Genomic DNA, 18,684 nt, shown 5'->3' with positions numbered 1-18,684 from the left:
TCAGCCCTGTCCGTCGTCGCCCGTACGCGCCAACGCGCCGTCGCCCGCCAGCAGGCTGCCGGCGTACAGCGCCGCCAGCAGCAGGGTCAGCCCGCCCCAGAAGGTCGAATAGAAAGCCAGGTGCGTATTGAGCGGGAACAGGGTCGCCACCAGGGCCAGGGCCGGCGGGCAGGCGCGCGCCCGCGCCTCGGGCGGGGCGAAACGCCAGGCCCGCCAGGCGATGGCCACACCACCCAGCCAGAAAAACAGGCCGAGAAAGCCGGTTTCGCTGAGCACTTCGAGCACGATCTGGTGGGCGTGGTAGCCGGCGCCGTGGTCCCTGTCGGCCAGCCAGGGATCGTCCGGGTCGGCGTAATCGGCATAGGCATTGCGGAAGCCGCGCACGCCAACCCCGTTGACCGGATGCGCCAGCGCCATGCGCCAGGCGGTGGACCAGATCGGCAGGCGCCCGGACAGGGCGTGGTCCAGGCTCTCGGCATTGCCTTCGAGCATGGCCTCGGTGCGCTGCAGCCGCTCCTGCAGGGTGTCCGAACAGGCGTACAGCAGCGTGGCGACGGCGAGGGCGCCGGCCCCCAGCAGGAGCAGCGCGCGACGGCTGCCGAACTGCATCCAGGCGCTCACCGCCAGCACCAGGCCCAGGGTGACCCAGGCGGCGCGAGCCCCGGCCAGAAGCACCACTACCACCAGGCCGGCCGCCATCAGCACCCAGCCGGCCAGTCCCAGGCGACGCGCCGACCACTCCAGCGGGAACGGCGCCAGGCTGGCCAGCACCAGGCCCAGCTTGAGATTGTCGGCGCCGAAGATGCCGCTCAGGCGGTCGGCGCTCATCGGGCCGCCCAGGCTGAAGCCGGTCAGGGCCTGCACCAAGCCGTCCAGCAGCCACAGGCTGGCGATCACCGCCAGGCCGGCGAAGGTGAGCCGGCGGCCGCGCTCGCCGGCCACGGCGATCGCCACCAGCCAGAGGAACGGCAGATAGCGCAGATCGAGCAAGGCTTCGCGAAGGGCGCGCGGCCGGTCGTAGGCATCCAGCGAGGAGATCAGCTCGGGCAGCCAGTAACTCATGAACAACACGGTGGTCAGGGCCCAGGCCTCGTGGCTGAGCAGGCGGATGCCGCCGCGGAACCGGTGTACGGCCAACACGGCCAGGGCCACCACGGCGCCGAGCGACAGCACCGCTTCGGCCGGTCCGGGCAGCGGCCACAGGGCGACGAAGCCCAGCACCCACCACGGGGCCCATTGCAGCCTGGTTTCAGTCGGCGAGGAGTTCGTCATGGACGCGCAGGGTGGCCGCCTGCATCGCGGCGAGAGTCTGGGGGATGGTAACCGGCATCGGCGCGGGTGCGGCCAGCAGGCGTCGGGCGGCGGCGGTCAGGCCGTCCATGTCGTGCAGCGGCACGGCGCCGGCCGGATACAGCGCCTGCAGCAGTTCGCCGACGCCGCCATGGTCCCAGCCCAGCACCGGCCGGCCCACCGACAGCGCTTCCAGCACGGTGCGGCCGAAGGCTTCCGGCTTGCCCGAGAGCTGCAGCACCAGATCGGCCGCGGCATAGGCTTCGCGCACGTCGTCGCGGGGAGCGCTGATGGCCAGGGCCGAGCGCACGCCGAGTTGCCACGCCAGTCGCTCGATCTCCGCCAGGTAAGGCCTGCGGCCGGGTTCGTCCGCGCCCAGCAGCCACAGGCGTGCGTCCTCGCCGGCGGCGCGCAGCGCGGCCAGCAGGCGCACCGCGTCGGCATGGCCCTTGAGCCGGGTACCACGACCGGGCAGCAGCAGCAGGCGACCGCCGCGCAGCTCCGGGTGTTCGCCGTGCAGGCGCCGAAGCCAGGCCTCCGAAGCCTGGTGGCCGCGCGGAAACTGCGAGGGATCGATGCCGCGTTCGATCACCCGCAACCGGTCCGGATCGGTGGCCGGCCAATGCCGCAGCACGTGCGCGCGCACGGTCTGCGACACGCAGATGATGCGTTCGGCCCGGGTCATGATGCCGCTGTAGCGGCCGGGCGAGTTCAGGCCGTGCACGGTGCTGACCACGGGCGGCGGCGATTCCAGCCCGCGCAGGGCCAGGCGCAGGCACCAGGCCGGCAGGCGCGAGCGCACGTGCACCAGGTCGGGTTTCAGCTCGGCCAGCGTCCGCCGCAGGCGGCTGGCCGTGGCGACGATGCGCAGCGACTTGACGCCGACCGGCAGGGCGATGTGTTCGCTGCCCTCGCGCTCCAGCAGGGGCACCAGCCGGCCACCGGCGGAGATGACGATGCTGCGATGCCCCGCCGCCACCAGGGCGGCGGCGATCTCGAGGGTGGAGCGTTCGACGCCGCCGCTGTGCAGCGCCGGCAGCAACTGGACGATGGTGCGGCGAGGCAAGGCGGAGCGCCGTCAGTCCTTCAGGACGAAGTGGGCGCCGCAGTAGGGGCAGGTGGCCTCGCCGGTCGCCTCGATCGGCAGGTACACGCGCGGATGCGAGTTCCACAGCGCCATCGCCGGGGTCGGACAGCACAGCGGCAGCTCGGCCCGGCCGACCTCGTAACGGCGCTGGGCATTGGCGGGCACGCGGGGGGTGGCGGTGTCAGTGCGCAGCATCGTGGGCGGTCCCGTGAAATCCGGCCGGGCATTCTACACCGGACCGGCCGGCCGCCGTTTCGGCCCGCGCCCGCCGGGCATGTCCGGAGGTTCCGGGGCCGGCCTGGTCGCCGGCGTGGCCGGCACGCCCGCCGGCATCCGTTCGCCGCCGGTCCTCCCGCGGCGGCCTTCTTTCCCCCGCAAGCGCGTAAGTGGAAATGGGCGAGACGCCCCCCACGCTCCCCGGCAACACCCCCGAACCTCCCTGGAGACCTTTGCCATGCGCATGCATCCCCTGTTCCTGTCCCTGCTGTTGCCCCTGCTGGCCGGGCCCGCCCTGGCCGCGCCCACCCCGGAAGAAGTCGGCGATGCCGATTCCTTCGGCCGGAACCTCAAGTGGCTGGGCCTGATGGACGGCTCCGTCACCCTCGAGCCGGACTGCACCGGCGACCCGACCGGCACCTGCGTGACGCTCAACCCGGCGCCGGCGCCGACCAGCTTCCGCGTCAACGACGTCGGCAGCATCGCCCTGCCCAGGCGCAGCACACGCTCGCTGCTCTGCCACTGGCAGACGCCGATCGTCTTCTACACCGCCGGCAACACCACCGGTGCGACCCAGGACATGCAGTTCCGGGCCTACCCGATCTACCGCATCCAGAGCCCGGTGCTGGACGATCCGACCCTGATCAATCCGATTACGGGGCTGCCCTTCGGCGGCGAGCTCGAACTGCCGCTGAGCTCGTTCGCCAAGTTCGCCTCGATTCCGGACGGCAGTTACGAATCGGAGCAACTGACCTTCACCCGCGCCTGCATCGCCGGCCTGCTCAGCCGCCGTTCGCTCGAGCTCAGCTACGGCCTGAGCCCGGCCCAGGCCCGCGACTTCTTCCGCGAGCCGATCACCATCCACATGGACATCGCCGGCACCGCCCGGATGATCGAGTCGGCCAGCGTGTACTTCGGCACCCGCTTCACCGGCGACTGATCCGGCTCCGACGCGCCGGCCGCCCTCGCGCGGCCGGCGCCTTTGCGGCTAGGCTGCGCGCCATGGCCGCCCCCGTTTCCTGCTGGGCCCTGCATGACGGCGTCGCCGGCCACCGCCGGCAGGCGCTGGCGCTGGCCGGCGCCCTGTTCGCCGACTGCCGCGAGATCGAACTGCGCGCGCGCGCGCCCTGGTCCTGGCTGGCGCCGCGCCGGCTGCCCGGCGCCGGACGCGCCTTCGGCGAGGAGTTCGCGCGGATGCTGCGGGCGCCGCCGCGCCTGGGCATCGGCTGCGCCCGCCGCGCCGCCCTGGCCACCCGCCTGCTGCGCGAACGCGGCGCCGCGGTGGTTCAGGTACTGGATCCGCGCATCCCGCCGCGCCATTGGGATCTGCTGGTGGCGCCCGAGCACGATGGCCTGGACGGCCCCAACGTGCTCACGCTGTGCGGCAGCCTGAATCCCGTGGACGATCTGTGGCTGGCCGAGGCGCGCCGGAACCGGCCCGGGCCGGGAACCCTGCCCGGCCCGCGCACCGCGGTCTTGCTGGGCGGACCGACCCGGGCCGTGCCCCTCGGCGCCGGCGCGGTCGCGCAGATGTTCCGGCAACTGTCCGCCTGGCGGCGCGCCGAAGGCGGCAGCCTGTTGCTGGTCGGCTCCCGGCGCACGCCGCCGGTCCTGGGCGCCGCCGCGCGCGAACTGGCCGAACCCGGCCCCGGCCTGTGCTGGCTCGGTCCTGGAGACGGGGACAATCCCTACGCGGCCGCGCTGGCCTGGGCCGACCGCATCGTCTGCACACCCGATTCGGTGAACATGGTCTCCGAGGCCTGCGCCACCCTCGTCCCGGTATTCGTCGCCCGCCCCGACCTGGCCACCGGCCGCGTCCGCCGTTTCCTCGACGGCTTGGCCGCGCGCGGGCGGATCCGGCCGCTCGGCGAGCGGCCCGAGCATTTCGTCGCCGAACCGCTGCGCGAAACCGCCCGGATCGCCGCCCTGGTGCGCCAGCGTCTGGGCCTATGAGCCGGCCGCTTCCGCCGCCGTGAAGGCCAGGCCGGCACGCGCGCAGGCGGCCATTACCCTCGCCCGCGCCTGCTCCAGGGCCTGATCGGGCGACACCAGCCGCGGTCGCCGGTCGAGGGTGCATTCCAGGCCCAGACCGACCAGCAGCGCGTGCGCCTGCGCCAGGGCTTCGGCCTCTGGCAACAGCCCCGCCGCAGCGAGTTCGCGCAGCAGCGAGGGCGTGTCGCCGGGCACCCGCCAGTCCGGCCGCGCCGGCGCATGCTCCAGCACCAGGGCCTGCAGCAGGAACTCCAGATCCACCAGCCCGCCCTCGCCCTGTTTGAGATCGAAGCGGCCGGGACGGCTGCGATCGAGCTCGGCGCGCATGCGCCGGCGCATCGCCTGCACCTCCTCGCGCAGGGTCTGCCGCTCGCGCGGCGTGGCCAGGGTTTCGGCCCGGATCCGGTCGAAGGCGGCGCACACCGCCGGCGCGCCGGCGATGGCGCGGGCCCGCACCAGGGCCTGGCGCTCCCAGGTCCAGGCGCGCTCGCGCTGGTAGGCGGCGAAGCTGTCCAGGCTGGACACCAGCATGCCCTTGGCGCCGTCCGGACGCAGGCGCACATCCACGTCGTAGAGCTTGCCGGCGGCGGTGACCGTGCCCAGCAGGCTGACCAGGCGCTGCGCCAGGCGGGCGAACCAGCGGCCGGCGTCCAGCGGGCGCGCGCCATCGGAGTGCGCCTCGGCCGGCGCGTCGTGCAGGAAGACCAGATCGAGATCGGAACCGAAGCCGAGCTCGCGCCCGCCCAGGCTGCCGTAGCCGATCACCGCCAGGCCGGCGCCGGGCACGCGGCCGTGCTGGGCGCTCACGTCGGCCTCGGCCAGGCGCAAGGCTTCCGCCAGCACGGCTTCCGCCAGCGCGGCCAGGCGGCGCGCCGCCTCCGCCGGCGCCAGGCGTTCGCCCAGCAAGGCCAGGGCCAGGCGGAAGGCGATGGCCTGACGCTGTTCGTTGAGCGCCTGCAGCACCGCCTCGGGGTCGCCATCCGGCGCGCCCGCGACCGCCTGGGCGACCAGGGTCGGCATGTCCGCCTCATCGGGGATCGGCCCGGCGGCGCGCGCGTCCAGCAGTTCGTCCAGCAGCAACGGGTGTTCGGCGAGGCGTTCGGAGAGCAGGGCGCTGCGTGCCGACACGTCCACCAGGCGGGCCAGGGCCGCCGGCTGTTCCTCCAGCAGCGCGAGATAGGCGGTGCGACGGGTGATGGCCTGCAGCAGGGCCAGCGCGCGCGGCACCGCGGCATCGGGCGCGGGGCCGCGGGCGGCGGTGCCGAGCAGGTCCGGAAGCACTTGGTCCAGACGCTTGCGGCCGCGCTCCGACAGCGTGCGCACCGCCGGCGAGGCGGCGAAATCGCGCAAGGCCTGGTCCAGCCCCTCGGCATCGTCGAAGCCGGCCTCGGCCAGCACCCGCGGATCGCCGCCCTCGGGCAGAGCGCGCCAGTACTGCGCCAGGGCGCCGGTTTCGCCGCGGCGGCGGCGGCGCGCTTCCAGCAGGCCGGCGAATTCCCCGGCCACCACGGCGCGATGGCCGTCGAGTTCGGACTGCATCGCCGCCGTGTCCGGATAGCCGAGACCACGGGCGATGCGCAGGCGGGCCAGCGGATCCTCCGGCAGCGCATGCACCTGCTGGTCGGCCAGCATCTGCACGCGGTTCTCCAGCCGGCGCAGGTAGCGGTAGGCCTCGGCCAGGCGCGTGGCGGTGGCCGCGGCGATGTGGCCGGCCTGCGCCAGCGCCGACAAGGCTGGCAGCAGCGCGCGTTGCCGCAAGGCCGGTTCGCGGCCGCCACGGATCAGTTGCAGGCACTGCACCAGGAACTCGATTTCGCGGATGCCGCCCGGGCCCAGCTTGAGGTCGTCGGCCAGCTCGCGCTTCTGCACTTCGGCGGCGATCAGCGCCTTCATCTCGCGCAGGCCATCGATCGCGTTGTAATCGAGGTAGCGGCGATAGACGAAGGGTCGCAGGGTGCGCAGCAGTTCCTCGCCGGCCTCGATGTCGCCGGCCACCGGCCGCGCCTTGATCCAGGCGTAACGTTCCCAGTCGCGGCCCTCGCGCTGGAAGTACTGCTCCATGGCATTGAAGCTCAGGGCCAGCCGGCCCGAACCGCCGAAAGGCCGCAAGCGCAGGTCCACGCGGTGGCAGAAACCGTCGGCGGTGGTATCGCCCAACAGTTGCGCCAGGCGCTGTCCCAGCCGGGTGAACCAGGCCTCGGCGTCCAGCGGCCGGGCGCCGTCGCTCTGCCCCGGCTCGCGATAGGCGTAGACCAGGTCCACGTCGGAGCTGAAGTTCAGTTCGCCGCCACCGAGCTTGCCCAGGCCGAACACGATCAGCCGCTGTTCGCGGCCGGCGCCGTCGCGGACCCGGCCGTGGCGTTCGGCCATTTGCGCCGACAGTGCCGACACGCCGGCCTGCAGCGCCTGTTCTGCGATACGGCTGCTGCCGGCCAGGGTGGCGTCCACCTGGTCCAGGCCGTGCAGGTCGCGCCAGATCAGGCGGGTGGATTCGGCGGCGCGCCAGCGACGCAGGCGGGCGGGCCAGTCGCCCTCTTCGCCGGGCGCCAGCGATGGTGGTGACTGCGCCGGCTCGTCCAGACGCGCCGCCAGGCCGGGCTGGCGGCAGAGCGTGTCCAGGGCGAAGTCGCTGCAGGTGGCCAGGCGGGCAAGACGTTCGGCGCGGGCCGGTTCGGCCAGGGCCTCGGCATCGCGCTCGGCCAGCCGGGCCAGGGCACGCTCGATCAGGGCCGACAGGGCGGCCTCGGGATCCTGTGGTGGCGACATGCGGCGATTCTTGCACGGCCGTAGCGCGCTGCATCGAGCGGCCGGCTTGCCCTCCCCCGCTCCGGCGTGTGCCTGCGCTTGCGGGGGCTATCGCCGGTGGAAGCCGAGCGCAGGGCTCGCGCGGCGGGCGAGATTGCCAGGGCGGAGGCGACCGCAGGCAGGCCGGAAAAGAAAAGCCCGCAGCGCTACAGCAGCTGCGGGCCTTCCGCTCCCTCCCCCACGTCGGAAGCGCTGGCATCCTGCGCCGCCCCGCCGCGGGGATGCACGTTGCAGTGCAGCATCGGATGCATCAGAGCAGCCACCAGGTCACCAGGCCAAGGAAGCTGCCCATGCTCACGACGTCCGTCAGCGTGGTCAGGAAGATGCTGGAGGCGGTGGCGGGATCGGCACCCAGGCGCTTGAGCAGCAAGGGGATCGTGCATCCCGCCAGGCCCGCCACCATGCAACTCAGCGCCATCGCCGCCAGGGTGATCAGGCCCAGGGCGAGGGCATCGCCGCCGCCGTCGCGGGCCACCACCCAGTACATCGCGGCACCCGCCAGGGCGCCGGTGACGGCCCCGTTGAGCAGGCCCAGCATGGATTCCTTGACGACGATGCCGGCGATCCGGGTCATCTTCAGCTCGCCCAGGGTCATGCCGCGCAGCATCACCGCCAGCGACTGCGCGCCCAGGTTGCCGCTCTGCCCGCCCAGCACCGGCAGGAACACCGCCAGGACCACCACCCGGTTGATCGTGTCCTCGAAGTAGCCGACCACGGCCGCCGCGACGAACACCGTCAGCAGGTTCAGCAGCAGCCACGGATTGCGGAACTTGAAGCTGCGCCACAAGGGCGTGGCCAGGCGCTCCTCCTTCTCGACGCCGACCATGGCGCCGGCCTGGGCCGAAATCTCGAAGGCCTGCTGTTCGAACAGCACCTGCCCGCGCACCTGGCCGACCAGGCGGCCGTCGTCCTCGCAGACCGGGTAGACCGGGTAGTGCCGGGTCACCACCTCGCGCATGGCCTCGACCAGCGGCATGGCGGGTCGCAGGAAAAACGGCGAGGCGATCATCACCTCGTCCAGACGGCGCTCGCGCCCGGCGTAAAGCAGCTCGCGAAAGGCGACCACACCCCGCAACCGCTGCCCTTCGTCCACCACCCACAGGTAGGTGACCATGCGGGTCTTGAGCACTTCGCGCAGGGCGTCCACCGCCTCGCCGACCCGGATGTCGCCGGTGAACACCGCCGGCGGATCCTCGAGCAGGCGGCCGACGCTGCCTTCCGGATAACGCTGGGCATCGGCCCAGTCGGTGCCGGCCGGGGCTGCGGCCATGACCGCCTCGCGACGGGCCGCCGGCATGGCCGACAGCAGATCGTTGGCGCGGGCCGGCGGCAGGCTGGCGAGCGCGCGGGCCGCCTCGCCGGCATCGGCGTTCTCCAGCCGGGCCAGGGCGGACGGGGTGTCCAGCGCGGCGATGCGCGCCGCCAGGGTCTGGGCGGCATCGGCCGCCGGCTGGGGTCCGGTCACTGCAGTGCTCCCTCGTGAGCCCCGGTATACGCGCAAAGCCTAGCGGAACGGACAGCCGGACCACCATGTCCGCGGCCGCGTTTCGGTCACCGGTGACGATTCCTTGACCGATGGCGACGGCTCGGGGGCGGCATGCGGGACACCGGGAAAACAAAGGCCCCGCCGGAGCGGGGCCTTTGCGGAGTGCGGGGTTTCCGCTCTCCCCAAGCCCTCTCCCGCAAGGGGAGAGGGCTTTGCCTTTCCTCCCCTCTTCCCGTCGCGGGAGAGCGGCCGGGGAGAGGGCGTGGACCTCTTAGAAGTCCATGCCGCCCATGCCGCCCATGCCGGCGGCACCGGCAGCCGGCTCTTCCTTCTTCGGCGCCTCCGCCACCATGGCCTCGGTGGTGATCATCAGGCCGGCGATGGACGCGGCGTTCTGCAGCGCGGTGCGGGTGACCTTGGTCGGATCGAGGATGCCGAACTCGACCATGTCGCCGTACTCGCCGTTGGCGGCGTTGTAGCCGAAGTTGCCCTTGCCGTCCTTGACCTTGGCGACGATCACCGACGGCTCCTCGCCGGCATTGGTGACGATCTCGCGCAACGGCGCCTCCATGGCGCGCAGGGCGATGGCGATGCCGTGGTTCTGGTCCTCGTTGGCGCCCTTGAGGTTCTCGATGGCGGCCTTGGCGCGCAGCAGGGCCACGCCGCCGCCCGGGACGATGCCCTCCTCGACCGCGGCGCGGGTGGCGTGCAGGGCGTCCTCGACGCGGGCCTTCTTCTCCTTCATCTCGACCTCGGTGGCCGCGCCGACCTTGATCACCGCCACGCCGCCGGCCAGCTTGGCCACGCGCTCCTGCAGCTTCTCGCGGTCGTAGTCGGAGGTGGTCTCCTCGATCTGGGCCTTGATCTGCTTGATCCGGGCCTGGATGGCATCGGCCGAGCCGGCGCCGTCAATGATGGTGGTGTTCTCCTTGGTCACCTGCACCTTCTTGGCGCGGCCCAGGTCCTTGATGGTGGCCTTCTCGAGCTGCAGGCCCACTTCCTCGGAGATCACCGTGCCGCCGGTCAGGATGGCCATGTCCTCCAGCATCGCCTTGCGGCGGTCGCCGAAGCCCGGAGCCTTCACCGCGCAGACCTTGACGATGCCGCGGATGGTGTTCACCACCAGGGTGGCCAGGGCCTCGCCCTCGACTTCCTCGGCGACGATCAGCAGCGGCTTGCCGGCCTTGGCCACGCCCTCGAGCACGGGCAGCAGCTCACGCACGTTGGAGATCTTCTTGTCGTACAGCAGGACGTACGGATCCTCCAGCTCGGCCGACATGGACTGCTGGTTGTTGATGAAGTACGGGCTGAGGTAGCCGCGGTCGAACTGCATGCCCTCGACCACGTCCAGCTCGTTCTCCAGGCCCGAGCCTTCCTCGACGGTGATCACGCCTTCCTTGCCGACCTTGTCCATGGCCTTGGCGATCAGCTCGCCGATGTCGGTGTCGGAGTTGGCCGAGATCGAGCCGACCTGGGCGATTTCCTTGCTGGTCGAGCAGGGCTTGCTGATCTTCTTCAGCTCATCGACGGCGGCGGTCACGGCCTTGTCGATGCCGCGCTTGAGGTCCATCGGGTTCATGCCGGCGGCCACGGCCTTCATGCCCTCGCGGATCAGGGCCTGGGCCAGCACGGTGGCGGTGGTGGTGCCGTCGCCGGCGTTGTCGGAGGTCTTGGACGCGACCTCCTTCACCATCTGCGCGCCCATGTTCTCGAACTTGTCGGCCAGCTCGATCTCCTTGGCGACGGACACGCCGTCCTTGGTGATCGTGGGGGCGCCGAAGCTCTTGTCGAGCACGACGTTGCGGCCCTTCGGGCCGAGGGTCGCCTTGACGGCGTTGGCGAGGATGTTCACGCCCTTCACCATGCGGGCGCGGGCGTCTTCACCGAAACGGATTTCCTTGGCAGCCATATTGCTTGCTCCGAATTCTCAAACGTGTGTGGGTGCCGGCCGCGCACGGCGCGGCCCGGCGTGAACTCAGCCGAAGATGGCCAGGATGTCGTCTTCCTTGACCACCAGGTACTCGGTGCCGTCGATCTTCACTTCGGTACCGGCGTACTTGCCGAACAGCACCTTGTCGCCCTTCTTGACCTTCGGCGCGCGCACGCTGCCGTTGTCCAGGGCCTTGCCCTCACCGACGGCGACCACTTCGCCCTTGATCGGCTTTTCGGCCGCGGTGTCGGGGATGACGATGCCGCCGGCGGAGACCTTCTCCTCTTCCATACGCTTGATGACCACGCGGTCGTAGAGCGGCTTGATGTTCATCGGTTTCCTCGTTTTCCCTTTTTGTTCAATGACATGGGCCGCGTGTGTTAGCACTCGGCCCCAGTGAGTGCCAATGATACGCGCGGCCGGAGCCCCGGGCCAGCGCGGTCGGCCGGGCAGATGGGGTGGGCTCGGGACGGTTTCAAGGGTCACCCTGTCGGGTCCGTCGGGTCCGTCGGGTCCGTCGGGTCCGTCGGGTCCGTCGGGTCCGTCGGGGTCGCGAGGGTCGCGAGGGTCGCGAGGGTCGCGAGGGTCGCGGGGCCGTCCGGCCCGACGGCCCGACGGCGCCGCGCCGGCCGACGCATTCCCGAGTTTCCAGGCGCGAGCGGACGGAAGGCCCGCCGCCGCGGACGTCAGCCGCGGATCGCCTCAGGCGGGGGACCGGCAGGCACCGGCACGCGCTTGCCGCGCCATGCCGTCATGAGCCTAAAATCGTGACCGGCGTCCCGGATTCCGGGGCCCGCCGCGCCTGCATCATCGGGCGCACAGGCAAGGATGCCCGCGTCAGACGGGCCCTGCCGGCCAGGGGGTTGCAGGACCACTCTTCGGGGAAAAACATGACGCAGTTGTTCAGCCGCATCCGCCAGGCCCGGCTGGGAGCTTCGATGTCCCAGTCGGAACTGGCCTTCGCCGTGGGTGTCGCCCGCAGCGCCGTAGCCCAGTGGGAACGGCGGGACGGGGCCTGCCCGACCACCGAGCACCTGGCCAGGATCGCCCTGGCCACCTCGGTCAGCTTCGAATGGCTGGCCACCGGCCGGGGCCAACGCTGGCTGGGCGGGGATCCATCGGAGGACACCCCGGCCGTGATCCTGAACTTCTATGCCCAGTGCGGTCTGGAAGAGCGCCTGCTGCTGGCCTTCCGCTCCCTGCCCAACCCCAAGCAGGAGCCGCTGGTGGACTTCGTCGAGGCCCTGACCGCCCGCGCCTGAGCCCACAGCGTTCCGCCCGGGACGGAACCGGCGCGGCTATCCTGTGGTCCGAAGGCGGGCCCCGGCGGCCCGCCCCACCCGCACGAGACCCCGCATGACCCCTTGGCTGACGGCCCCGCTGGCCCTCCTGATGCTCGCTCTGGCACCCGCGGCCGGGGCGGTGGACGAATCCGACCTGCTGCCCATAGACGAGGCCTTCGCCCTGAGCGCGGTGGCCAGCGAGCGCGGCCGCATCGAGTTCACCTGGAAGATCGCCGACGGCTATTACCTGTACCGGCACCGGATGGGCGTGGAACTGGTGGAGGGCGGCTTCAAGCTCAATCCGCTGGAGCTGCCCGAGGGCATCGCCCACACCGACGAATTCTTCGGCGACGTCCAGACCTACCGGAACCAGGTGACCGCGGTGCTGACCGGCGCCGCCGCCGACGACGCGCGCACGCTCGGCTTCCGGGTGAAGTACCAGGGCTGCGCCGACATCGGCATCTGCTATCCGCCGCACAGCCAGGTGGTCAGCGTGACCCTGCCGCCGGCCGGCACCGTGCTGGATGCGGCGCCGAGCGGCGACCGGGCCGACCAGGCCCTGGCCGGCCTGGACGCGCTGACCGGCGGTCGCGGCGGCACCGTCCCGGGCCTGGACCTGGAGCCGGCCGGCGGGGCCGGCTTGCCGCTGCCGCCAGAGCAGGCCTTCGGCTTCGAGGCCGTGGTGGCCGGCCCGGAGATGCTGATGCTGCGCTTCGCGCCGGCGCCGGGCTACTACCTGTACCGCGACCGCAACAGCTTCTCGTTGACCGGCGAGGGCGTCGCCCTGGCGGCGCCACAGTGGCCGGCCGCCCGCGCCTATCGCGACGAGCATTTCGGCGAGGTGATGGTCTATTTCGAGCCGGTGGACGTGCCGCTACCGCTGCAGCGCCTGCGCGCCGAGGCCACCGACGTCAGCCTGCGCGTCACCTTCCAGGGCTGCCAGGACAACGGCATCTGCTACCCGCCGATGACCCGAGAAGTGCGCCTGGCGCTGCCGCCGGCCGCGGCCGCGGCCGGGCAGGACGCCCCGCCTTCCGGCACCGGCGCCGACATGCCCGCTCGCGCCGGCACGCCGCTCTGGCTGGCCCTGCTGCTGGCCCTGGGCGGCGGCCTGATCCTCAACCTGATGCCCTGCGTCCTGCCGGTGCTGTCCCTCAAGGCCCTGTCCCTGGCCCAGGGCGGCGGCGACCGCCGCCAGGCCCGGCGCTCTGCCACCTGGTACACCCTGGGCGTGCTGCTGAGCTTCGCCGCGGTCGGCGCGGTCGCCCTGGCGCTGCGCCAGGCCGGCCTGGCCCTGGGCTGGGGCTTCCAGCTGCAGCAGCCGGGCGTGGTGGCGGCCCTGGCCCTGGTGATGGTGGCGATCGGCCTGGCCCTGTCGGGAGTGTTCAGTCTCGGCGCCGGCCTGGCCGGCATGGGCCAGTCGCTGACGCAGAAGTCCGGCCCGGCCGGCGACTTCTTCACCGGCGTGCTGGCGGTGGTGGTGGCAAGCCCCTGCACCGCGCCCTTCATGGGCAGCGCCCTGGCCTTCGCCTTCACCGCCTCGCCGGCGCTGGCCATCGCCGTGTTCCTCGCCCTGGGCCTGGGCCTGGCCCTGCCCTTCCTGCTGATCGGCTGGGTGCCGGCGCTGGCGGCGATGCTGCCGCGGCCGGGCGCCTGGATGGAGACGCTCAAGCAGGTGCTGGCCTTCCCGATGTACCTGACCGCGGTGTGGCTGCTGTGGGTGCTGGCCAAGCAGCGCGGCGCCGACGCCATTGGCCTGGTGCTGGCCGGCGCCGTGGTCATGGCCTTGGGCCTGTGGTGGTGGGAGAAGGCGCGCTGGGCCGGCAGGCGCACGCGCTGGCTGGCCCTGGCCCTGGCCCTGGTCGCGCTGTGGCCGGTCTGGGCGGTGCAGGCGCTGCCGGCGCCCGAGCGCGTCAGCGCGGCCAGCGCCGACGGCGCCGTGCCCTATTCGGCCGAAGCCCTGGCCCGCTACCGCGCCGAGGGCCGGGTGGTGTTCGTGAACATGACCGCCGACTGGTGTGTCAGCTGCAAGGCCAACGAGCGCACCGTGCTCGGGCGCGAGGGTTTCCGCGAGGCACTGGCCGCCGCCGATGCCGTCTACATGAAGGGCGACTGGACCGACGTGGACCCGGCCATCACCGCGTTCCTGGAATCCCACGGCGCGGTCGGCGTGCCGCTGTACGTGGTCTACCCGCGCCGCGGAGAGCCGCGGCGTCTGCCGACCCTGCTGACCCCCGAGATCGTGCGCGAGGCCCTGGCCGAGGCCGCCCGCCGATGACCCGGCGCGACTGGCTGGCCTGGAGCGGCATCGTCCTGCTGGGCGCGGTCTGCGCCGGCCTGGGTGGGTGGCTGGGCCAGCGCCTGCTGTGGCCGGCCGAGCAAGCGCCGCCGCCCGGCCTGCAGGTGGTGGCCCGGGGCGAACCGGTGCCGGCCGACCTGGTGCTGCCGACCCTTCGCGGTGAGGGCCGGCTGGCCCTGGGCGGCCCCGGCCGGCGCCGGCTGGTGAACTACTGGGCCAGCTGGTGCGGCCCCTGCCGCGAGGAAATGCCGGTGCTGGACGCCTACGCCGCCCTGCAGGGCCCGACCGGCGTGCAGGTGATCGGCGTGGCCCTGGACAGCGCCGCCGAAGCGGAGGCCTTCCTGCGCCAGGTGCCGGTGCGTTTCGACCTGGCCCTGGAAACCCCGGGCCCGCGCGACAGTTCGGTGCGCCTGGGCAATGCCCGTGGCATCCTGCCCTACAGCGTGCTGATCGGCGCCGACGGCCGGCTGCTGAAAACCCACTACGGCGCCTTCCCGGACGTGGAAGCGGTGCGCGCCTTTGCCGAATAGGCCCCGCGGCGACGGAAATTCAAACGCCCGTTAAAATCGCGCAACTGGCAGGGAACTTCTGGACAAGTGCTGGGTCTGCCCGCAGACTGTGCCACCCCGCGGGAGGCGAGCGTGGCGAAGATCCTGGTCCTGCATGGCCCCAACCTCAACCTGCTCGGCACGCGCGAGCCGGAGCTTTACGGCCGCGTCCGCCTGGACGAGATCGATGCCGCCCTGGCCCGTCAGGCGGGCGAAGCCGGTCACACGCTGGAGAGCTTCCAGTCCAATGCCGAACACGCCCTGGTGGACCGGGTGCAGGCCGCCGCCGGCGACGGCACCGACTTCATCCTGATCAATCCGGCCGCCTTCACCCACACCTCGGTGGCCCTGCGCGACGCGCTGGCGGCGGTGGCCCTGCCCTTCATCGAGGTGCACCTGTCCAACCCGCACGCGCGCGAGCCGTTCCGGCGCCAGAGCTATTTCTCCGACCTGGCCGTCGGCCTGGTCTGCGGCTTCGGCGCCGATGGCTACCGCTACGCCCTAGACGCCGCCCTGACCCGCCTGGCGGTGCCGGCCCGGGCCGCCGCGGCCGGGCGCTGACCCCCTTTCCCGAATCACCACAAGACGAGGCCATCCATGGACCTTCGCAAGATCAAGAAGCTGATCGACCTGCTCGAGGAATCGAATCTCGCCGAAATCGAAATCAAGGAGGGCGAGGAGAGCGTGCGCCTCTCGCGCGTGCCCGCCGGCGGCATCGCCCACGCGGCGCCGGTACCGGCAACGGCTCCGGCGGCGGCACCCGCGCCGGCCGCAGCCGCGGCGCCGGTGCCGGCCGCCCATGCCGACCCGGGCCGCGCCGGCGGCGCCGGCCTGTCGGCCGAGGCGGTCGGCAAGTCCACCAGGGACGTGCCGGACGGCCACATGGTGCGCTCGCCCATGGTCGGCACCTTCTATGCCTCGCCCAGCCCGGACAAGCCGCCTTTCGTGAAGCTCGGCCAGCAGGTCAAGGCCGGCGACACCCTGGGCATCATCGAGGCGATGAAGATGTTCAACCCGATCGAGGCCGAGGTCTCGGGCACGGTGCGCGCGATCCTGGTCGAGAACGGCCAGCCGGTCGAATTCGACGAACCCATGTTCGTGATCAGCTGAGGACCGGCCCATGCTGGAGAAGATCGTCATCGCCAACCGGGGCGAGATCGCGCTGCGGATCCTGCGCGCCTGTCACGCCCTCGGCATCAAGACCGTGGCGGTGCATTCCACGGTGGACCGCAACCTCAAGCACGTGGCGATGGCCGACGAATCGGTGTGCATCGGCCCGGCCCCGTCCGCCGAAAGCTACCTGAACATCCCGGCCATCATCGCCGCCGCCGAGCTGACCGATGCCCAGGGCATCCACCCGGGTTACGGCTTCCTGAGCGAAAACGCCGATTTCGCCGAGCGGGTGGAGAAGTCCGGCTTCGTGTTCATCGGCCCTACTCCGGACGTGATCCGGATGATGGGCGACAAGGTCGAGGCCATCCGCGCCATGAAGGAGGCCGGCGTGCCCTGCGTGCCGGGCAGCGATGGGCCGCTGCCGGACGATCCGAACGAGATCATCGCCCATGCCCGCAACATCGGTTATCCGGTGATCATCAAGGCCGCGGGCGGCGGCGGCGGCCGCGGCATGCGCGTGGTGCACAACGAAGGCTCGCTGATCAACGCCGTGGCGGCCACCCGCCAGGAGGCCAAGGCAGCCTTCGGCAACGACATGGTCTACATGGAGAAGTTCCTGGAGAACCCGCGCCACGTGGAGATCCAGGTGCTGGCCGACGGCCAGGGCAACGCCATCCACCTGGGCGAGCGCGACTGCTCGATGCAGCGCCGGCACCAGAAAGTGGTGGAAGAAGCGCCGGCGCCGGGCATCACCCCGGAGCTGCGCGAGAAGATCGGCCGCATCTGCACCGAGGCCTGCATCCGCATCGGCTACCGCGGCGCCGGCACCTTCGAGTTCCTGTACCAGGACGGGCAGTTCTACTTCATCGAGATGAACACCCGCATCCAGGTCGAGCACCCGGTGACGGAAATGATCACCGGCGTGGACCTGGTGCGCGAGCAGCTGCGCATCGCCAGCGGCGAGAAGCTGAGCCTGCGCCAGGAGGACATCCGGATCACCGGCCACGCCATCGAATGCCGCATCAACGCCGAGGACCCGGTCAGCTTCCTGCCCAGCCCGGGCCTGATCAAGCACTTCCACGCCCCCGGCGGCCCGGGCGTGCGCGTGGACAGCCACATCTACGAGGGCTACAGGGTGCCGCCCAACTACGATTCGATGATCGGCAAGCTGATCGTGCACGGCGCCGACCGCGCCCAGGCCATCGCCCGCATGCGGGTGGCGCTGAGCGAAATGGTCGTGGACGGCATCAAGACCAATGTGCCGCTGCAGCAGCGCATCATGGCCGACATCGGCTTCCAGCAGGGCGGCACCAACATCCACTACCTCGAGAAGCGGCTGGCCGAGCGCAAGGAAAAGGCGATCGGGTTGGGCTGACCGGACGGACGGGCCTGCGATGAGCCGAAAGAAGAGGGACGAGGACGACATCCGCGAGGAAGCGCTGGGCGCCCTGGGCATCTCCGGCGTGTCGGTGCTCTGGCTGATCTTCTGCATCGCGAACTCGGACACGGGGTGGTTGCTGGTCTTCTGGCTGCTGTATCCGCTGGCCCTGATGGCGCATGCGGGAATGGCACTCGGCCTTCCTGCTCCAGGACGGCGTGAGCCGGCCCGGCTCGGGGCGTGGCATGTATACGTTCCTGGCCGCCGTCTTCGCCGGTGCTTGCATGATCACGGCGCTGGCCCTGATCGGCCTTCCAAGCCGGCACTGACGTCCCAGCCGTGCCCTTCATCGAACTGAGCCTGCGCGTCCGCGCCGAAGACGAAGCCCGCGCCGAGCGCGCGCTGATGGACATCGGCGCGCTGTCGGTGACGCTGCTGGATGCCGATGCCGAGACGCCGAACGAGCGCGCCGTGCTCGAGCCCGGCGTGGGCGAGACGCCGCTGTGGCCGCAGATCACCCTGGTGGCGCTGTTCCCGGGCGATGCCGTGCCCGAGCTGGTGCTGCACACCCTGGAAGCCTTCGACGAAGGCCTGGACCTCTCGGACGCGCAGTTCCGCGAAGTCGCCGACCAGGACTGGGAACGCGCCTGGATGGACCAGTACGAGCCGCTGAAATTCGGCGCCCGCACCTGGATCGTGCCCTGGAACATGGAGGCCCCGGCCGAGGCCGAGGGCGGCGTGATCGTGCGCCTGGACCCGGGCCTGGCCTTCGGCAGCGGCACCCACCCCACCACCTCGCTCTGCCTGCAGTGGCTGGACGGCCTCGACCTGCGCGGCAAGGCGGTGCTGGATTACGGCTGCGGCAGCGGCATCCTCGCCCTGGCAGCGCTGAAGCTGGGCGCGGCGCGGGCGGTCGGCGTGGACAACGATCCGCAGGCCCTGGCGGCCAGCGCCGACAACGCGCAGCGCAACGGCGTCGGCGAACGCCTGGCCGTGTACGCGCCGGAGGATGAACCGGACGCCCGCTATCCGGTGGTGGTGGCCAACATCCTGGCCTCGGCCCTGGATGCCCTGGCGCCACGCTTGGCCGATCGCGTCGAAACCGGCGGGCTGATTGCCCTGTCCGGCATCCTGCAGGGCCAGGAGCAGGAACTGCTGCAACGCTACCGGCAGTGGTTCGAGGCGCTGGAAGTGGCGACCGAGGGCGACTGGGTGCGGATCAGCGGCCGCCGCCGCTAGCCTGCGCCGCCTTCGCGC

17 protein-coding genes are annotated in these 18,684 nt (G+C 71.8%); 10 read left to right on the top strand and 7 right to left on the bottom strand.

Annotated features, from left to right (window positions below; translation table 11 throughout):
- The 3 genes from F0415_RS09880 to F0415_RS09870 are packed head-to-tail and all read right to left on the bottom strand — an operon-like array spanning nt 1 to nt 2,572.
- A complete protein-coding gene (locus tag F0415_RS09880; RefSeq protein WP_149861054.1) occupies nt 1–1,272 on the bottom strand; it encodes an O-antigen ligase family protein in 1,272 nt (423 codons plus the stop codon).
- A complete protein-coding gene (locus F0415_RS09875) occupies nt 1,250–2,356 on the bottom strand; it encodes a glycosyltransferase (protein WP_149861053.1) in 1,107 nt (368 codons plus the stop codon). Before F0415_RS09875 ends, F0415_RS09880 begins: the two co-directional genes overlap by 23 nt.
- A gap of 12 nt (nt 2,357–2,368) precedes the next feature.
- Nucleotides 2,369–2,572 carry a zinc-finger domain-containing protein gene (locus F0415_RS09870; protein ID WP_149861052.1) on the bottom strand — a complete coding sequence of 68 codons (204 nt, stop codon included), beginning with the start codon at nt 2,570–2,572 and terminating at the stop codon, nt 2,369–2,371.
- A 259-nt stretch (nt 2,573–2,831) separates the two neighbouring features.
- Between F0415_RS09870 and F0415_RS09865 the strand changes: the two genes are divergently transcribed.
- The gene (locus F0415_RS09865) at nt 2,832–3,533 is read left to right on the top strand and encodes a hypothetical protein (protein WP_149861051.1); all 702 of its coding nucleotides are present in this window, start codon (nt 2,832–2,834) and stop codon (nt 3,531–3,533) included.
- Nucleotides 3,534–3,595: 62 nt separating this feature from the next.
- Complete coding sequence (locus F0415_RS09860; RefSeq protein WP_149861050.1) at nt 3,596–4,546, top strand: mitochondrial fission ELM1 family protein; 951 nt, start codon at nt 3,596–3,598, stop codon at nt 4,544–4,546.
- Here F0415_RS09860 and glnE read toward each other — a convergent pair.
- From glnE to groES, 4 genes are all read right to left on the bottom strand, one after another.
- Complete coding sequence (gene glnE / locus F0415_RS09855) at nt 4,541–7,351, bottom strand: bifunctional [glutamate--ammonia ligase]-adenylyl-L-tyrosine phosphorylase/[glutamate--ammonia-ligase] adenylyltransferase (RefSeq protein WP_149861049.1); 2,811 nt, start codon at nt 7,349–7,351, stop codon at nt 4,541–4,543. The genes F0415_RS09860 and glnE overlap by 6 nt on opposite strands.
- Nucleotides 7,352–7,640: 289 nt before the next feature.
- Entirely contained in the window at nt 7,641–8,855 is a 1,215-nt protein-coding gene (locus F0415_RS09850; protein WP_246149936.1) for a magnesium transporter, read from the bottom strand.
- 292 nt (nt 8,856–9,147) lie between these two features.
- The gene (groL, locus tag F0415_RS09845; protein ID WP_149861048.1) at nt 9,148–10,785 is read right to left on the bottom strand and encodes a chaperonin GroEL; all 1,638 of its coding nucleotides are present in this window, start codon (nt 10,783–10,785) and stop codon (nt 9,148–9,150) included.
- 66 nt (nt 10,786–10,851) lie between these two features.
- Nucleotides 10,852–11,139, bottom strand: a complete 288-nt coding sequence (gene groES, locus F0415_RS09840) for a co-chaperone GroES (RefSeq protein ID WP_149861047.1) — start codon at nt 11,137–11,139, stop codon at nt 10,852–10,854.
- Nucleotides 11,140–11,696: 557 nt separating this feature from the next.
- Between groES and F0415_RS09835 the strand changes: the two genes are divergently transcribed.
- From F0415_RS09835 to prmA, 8 genes are all read left to right on the top strand, one after another.
- Entirely contained in the window at nt 11,697–12,068 is a 372-nt protein-coding gene (locus F0415_RS09835; RefSeq protein ID WP_149861046.1) for a helix-turn-helix domain-containing protein, read from the top strand.
- Between the two features lie 94 nt (nt 12,069–12,162).
- Nucleotides 12,163–14,367: a protein-disulfide reductase DsbD family protein gene (locus F0415_RS09830; protein WP_149861045.1), complete on the top strand. Its 2,205-nt coding sequence runs from the start codon at nt 12,163–12,165 to the stop codon at nt 14,365–14,367.
- Nucleotides 14,364–14,918: a TlpA disulfide reductase family protein gene (locus tag F0415_RS09825; RefSeq protein WP_246149935.1), complete on the top strand. Its 555-nt coding sequence runs from the start codon at nt 14,364–14,366 to the stop codon at nt 14,916–14,918. The genes F0415_RS09830 and F0415_RS09825 overlap by 4 nt, the downstream gene beginning before the upstream one ends.
- A gap of 111 nt (nt 14,919–15,029) precedes the next feature.
- Nucleotides 15,030–15,497, top strand: coding sequence for a type II 3-dehydroquinate dehydratase (gene aroQ, locus F0415_RS09820; protein ID WP_149861044.1), 468 nt, complete (start codon nt 15,030–15,032; stop codon nt 15,495–15,497).
- A gap of 36 nt (nt 15,498–15,533) precedes the next feature.
- Nucleotides 15,534–16,046 carry an acetyl-CoA carboxylase biotin carboxyl carrier protein gene (gene accB, locus F0415_RS09815; RefSeq protein ID WP_149861043.1) on the top strand — a complete coding sequence of 171 codons (513 nt, stop codon included), beginning with the start codon at nt 15,534–15,536 and terminating at the stop codon, nt 16,044–16,046.
- A gap of 10 nt (nt 16,047–16,056) precedes the next feature.
- Nucleotides 16,057–17,424 (top strand): acetyl-CoA carboxylase biotin carboxylase subunit, encoded by a 1,368-nt coding sequence (accC, locus tag F0415_RS09810; RefSeq protein WP_149861042.1) that lies wholly within the window; start codon nt 16,057–16,059, stop codon nt 17,422–17,424.
- Nucleotides 17,425–17,443: 19 nt separating this feature from the next.
- A complete protein-coding gene (locus F0415_RS09805; RefSeq protein WP_149861041.1) occupies nt 17,444–17,785 on the top strand; it encodes a hypothetical protein in 342 nt (113 codons plus the stop codon).
- Nucleotides 17,767–18,666 carry a 50S ribosomal protein L11 methyltransferase gene (gene prmA / locus F0415_RS09800; protein WP_149861040.1) on the top strand — a complete coding sequence of 300 codons (900 nt, stop codon included), beginning with the start codon at nt 17,767–17,769 and terminating at the stop codon, nt 18,664–18,666. The genes F0415_RS09805 and prmA overlap by 19 nt, the downstream gene beginning before the upstream one ends.
- Nucleotides 18,667–18,684: the final 18 nt, after the last annotated feature.

This window comes from Arenimonas fontis, from assembly GCF_008386465.1.
Lineage (GTDB): Bacteria > Pseudomonadota > Gammaproteobacteria > Xanthomonadales > Xanthomonadaceae > Arenimonas > Arenimonas fontis.
This window is presented reverse-complemented; position numbering and strand designations above follow the sequence as displayed.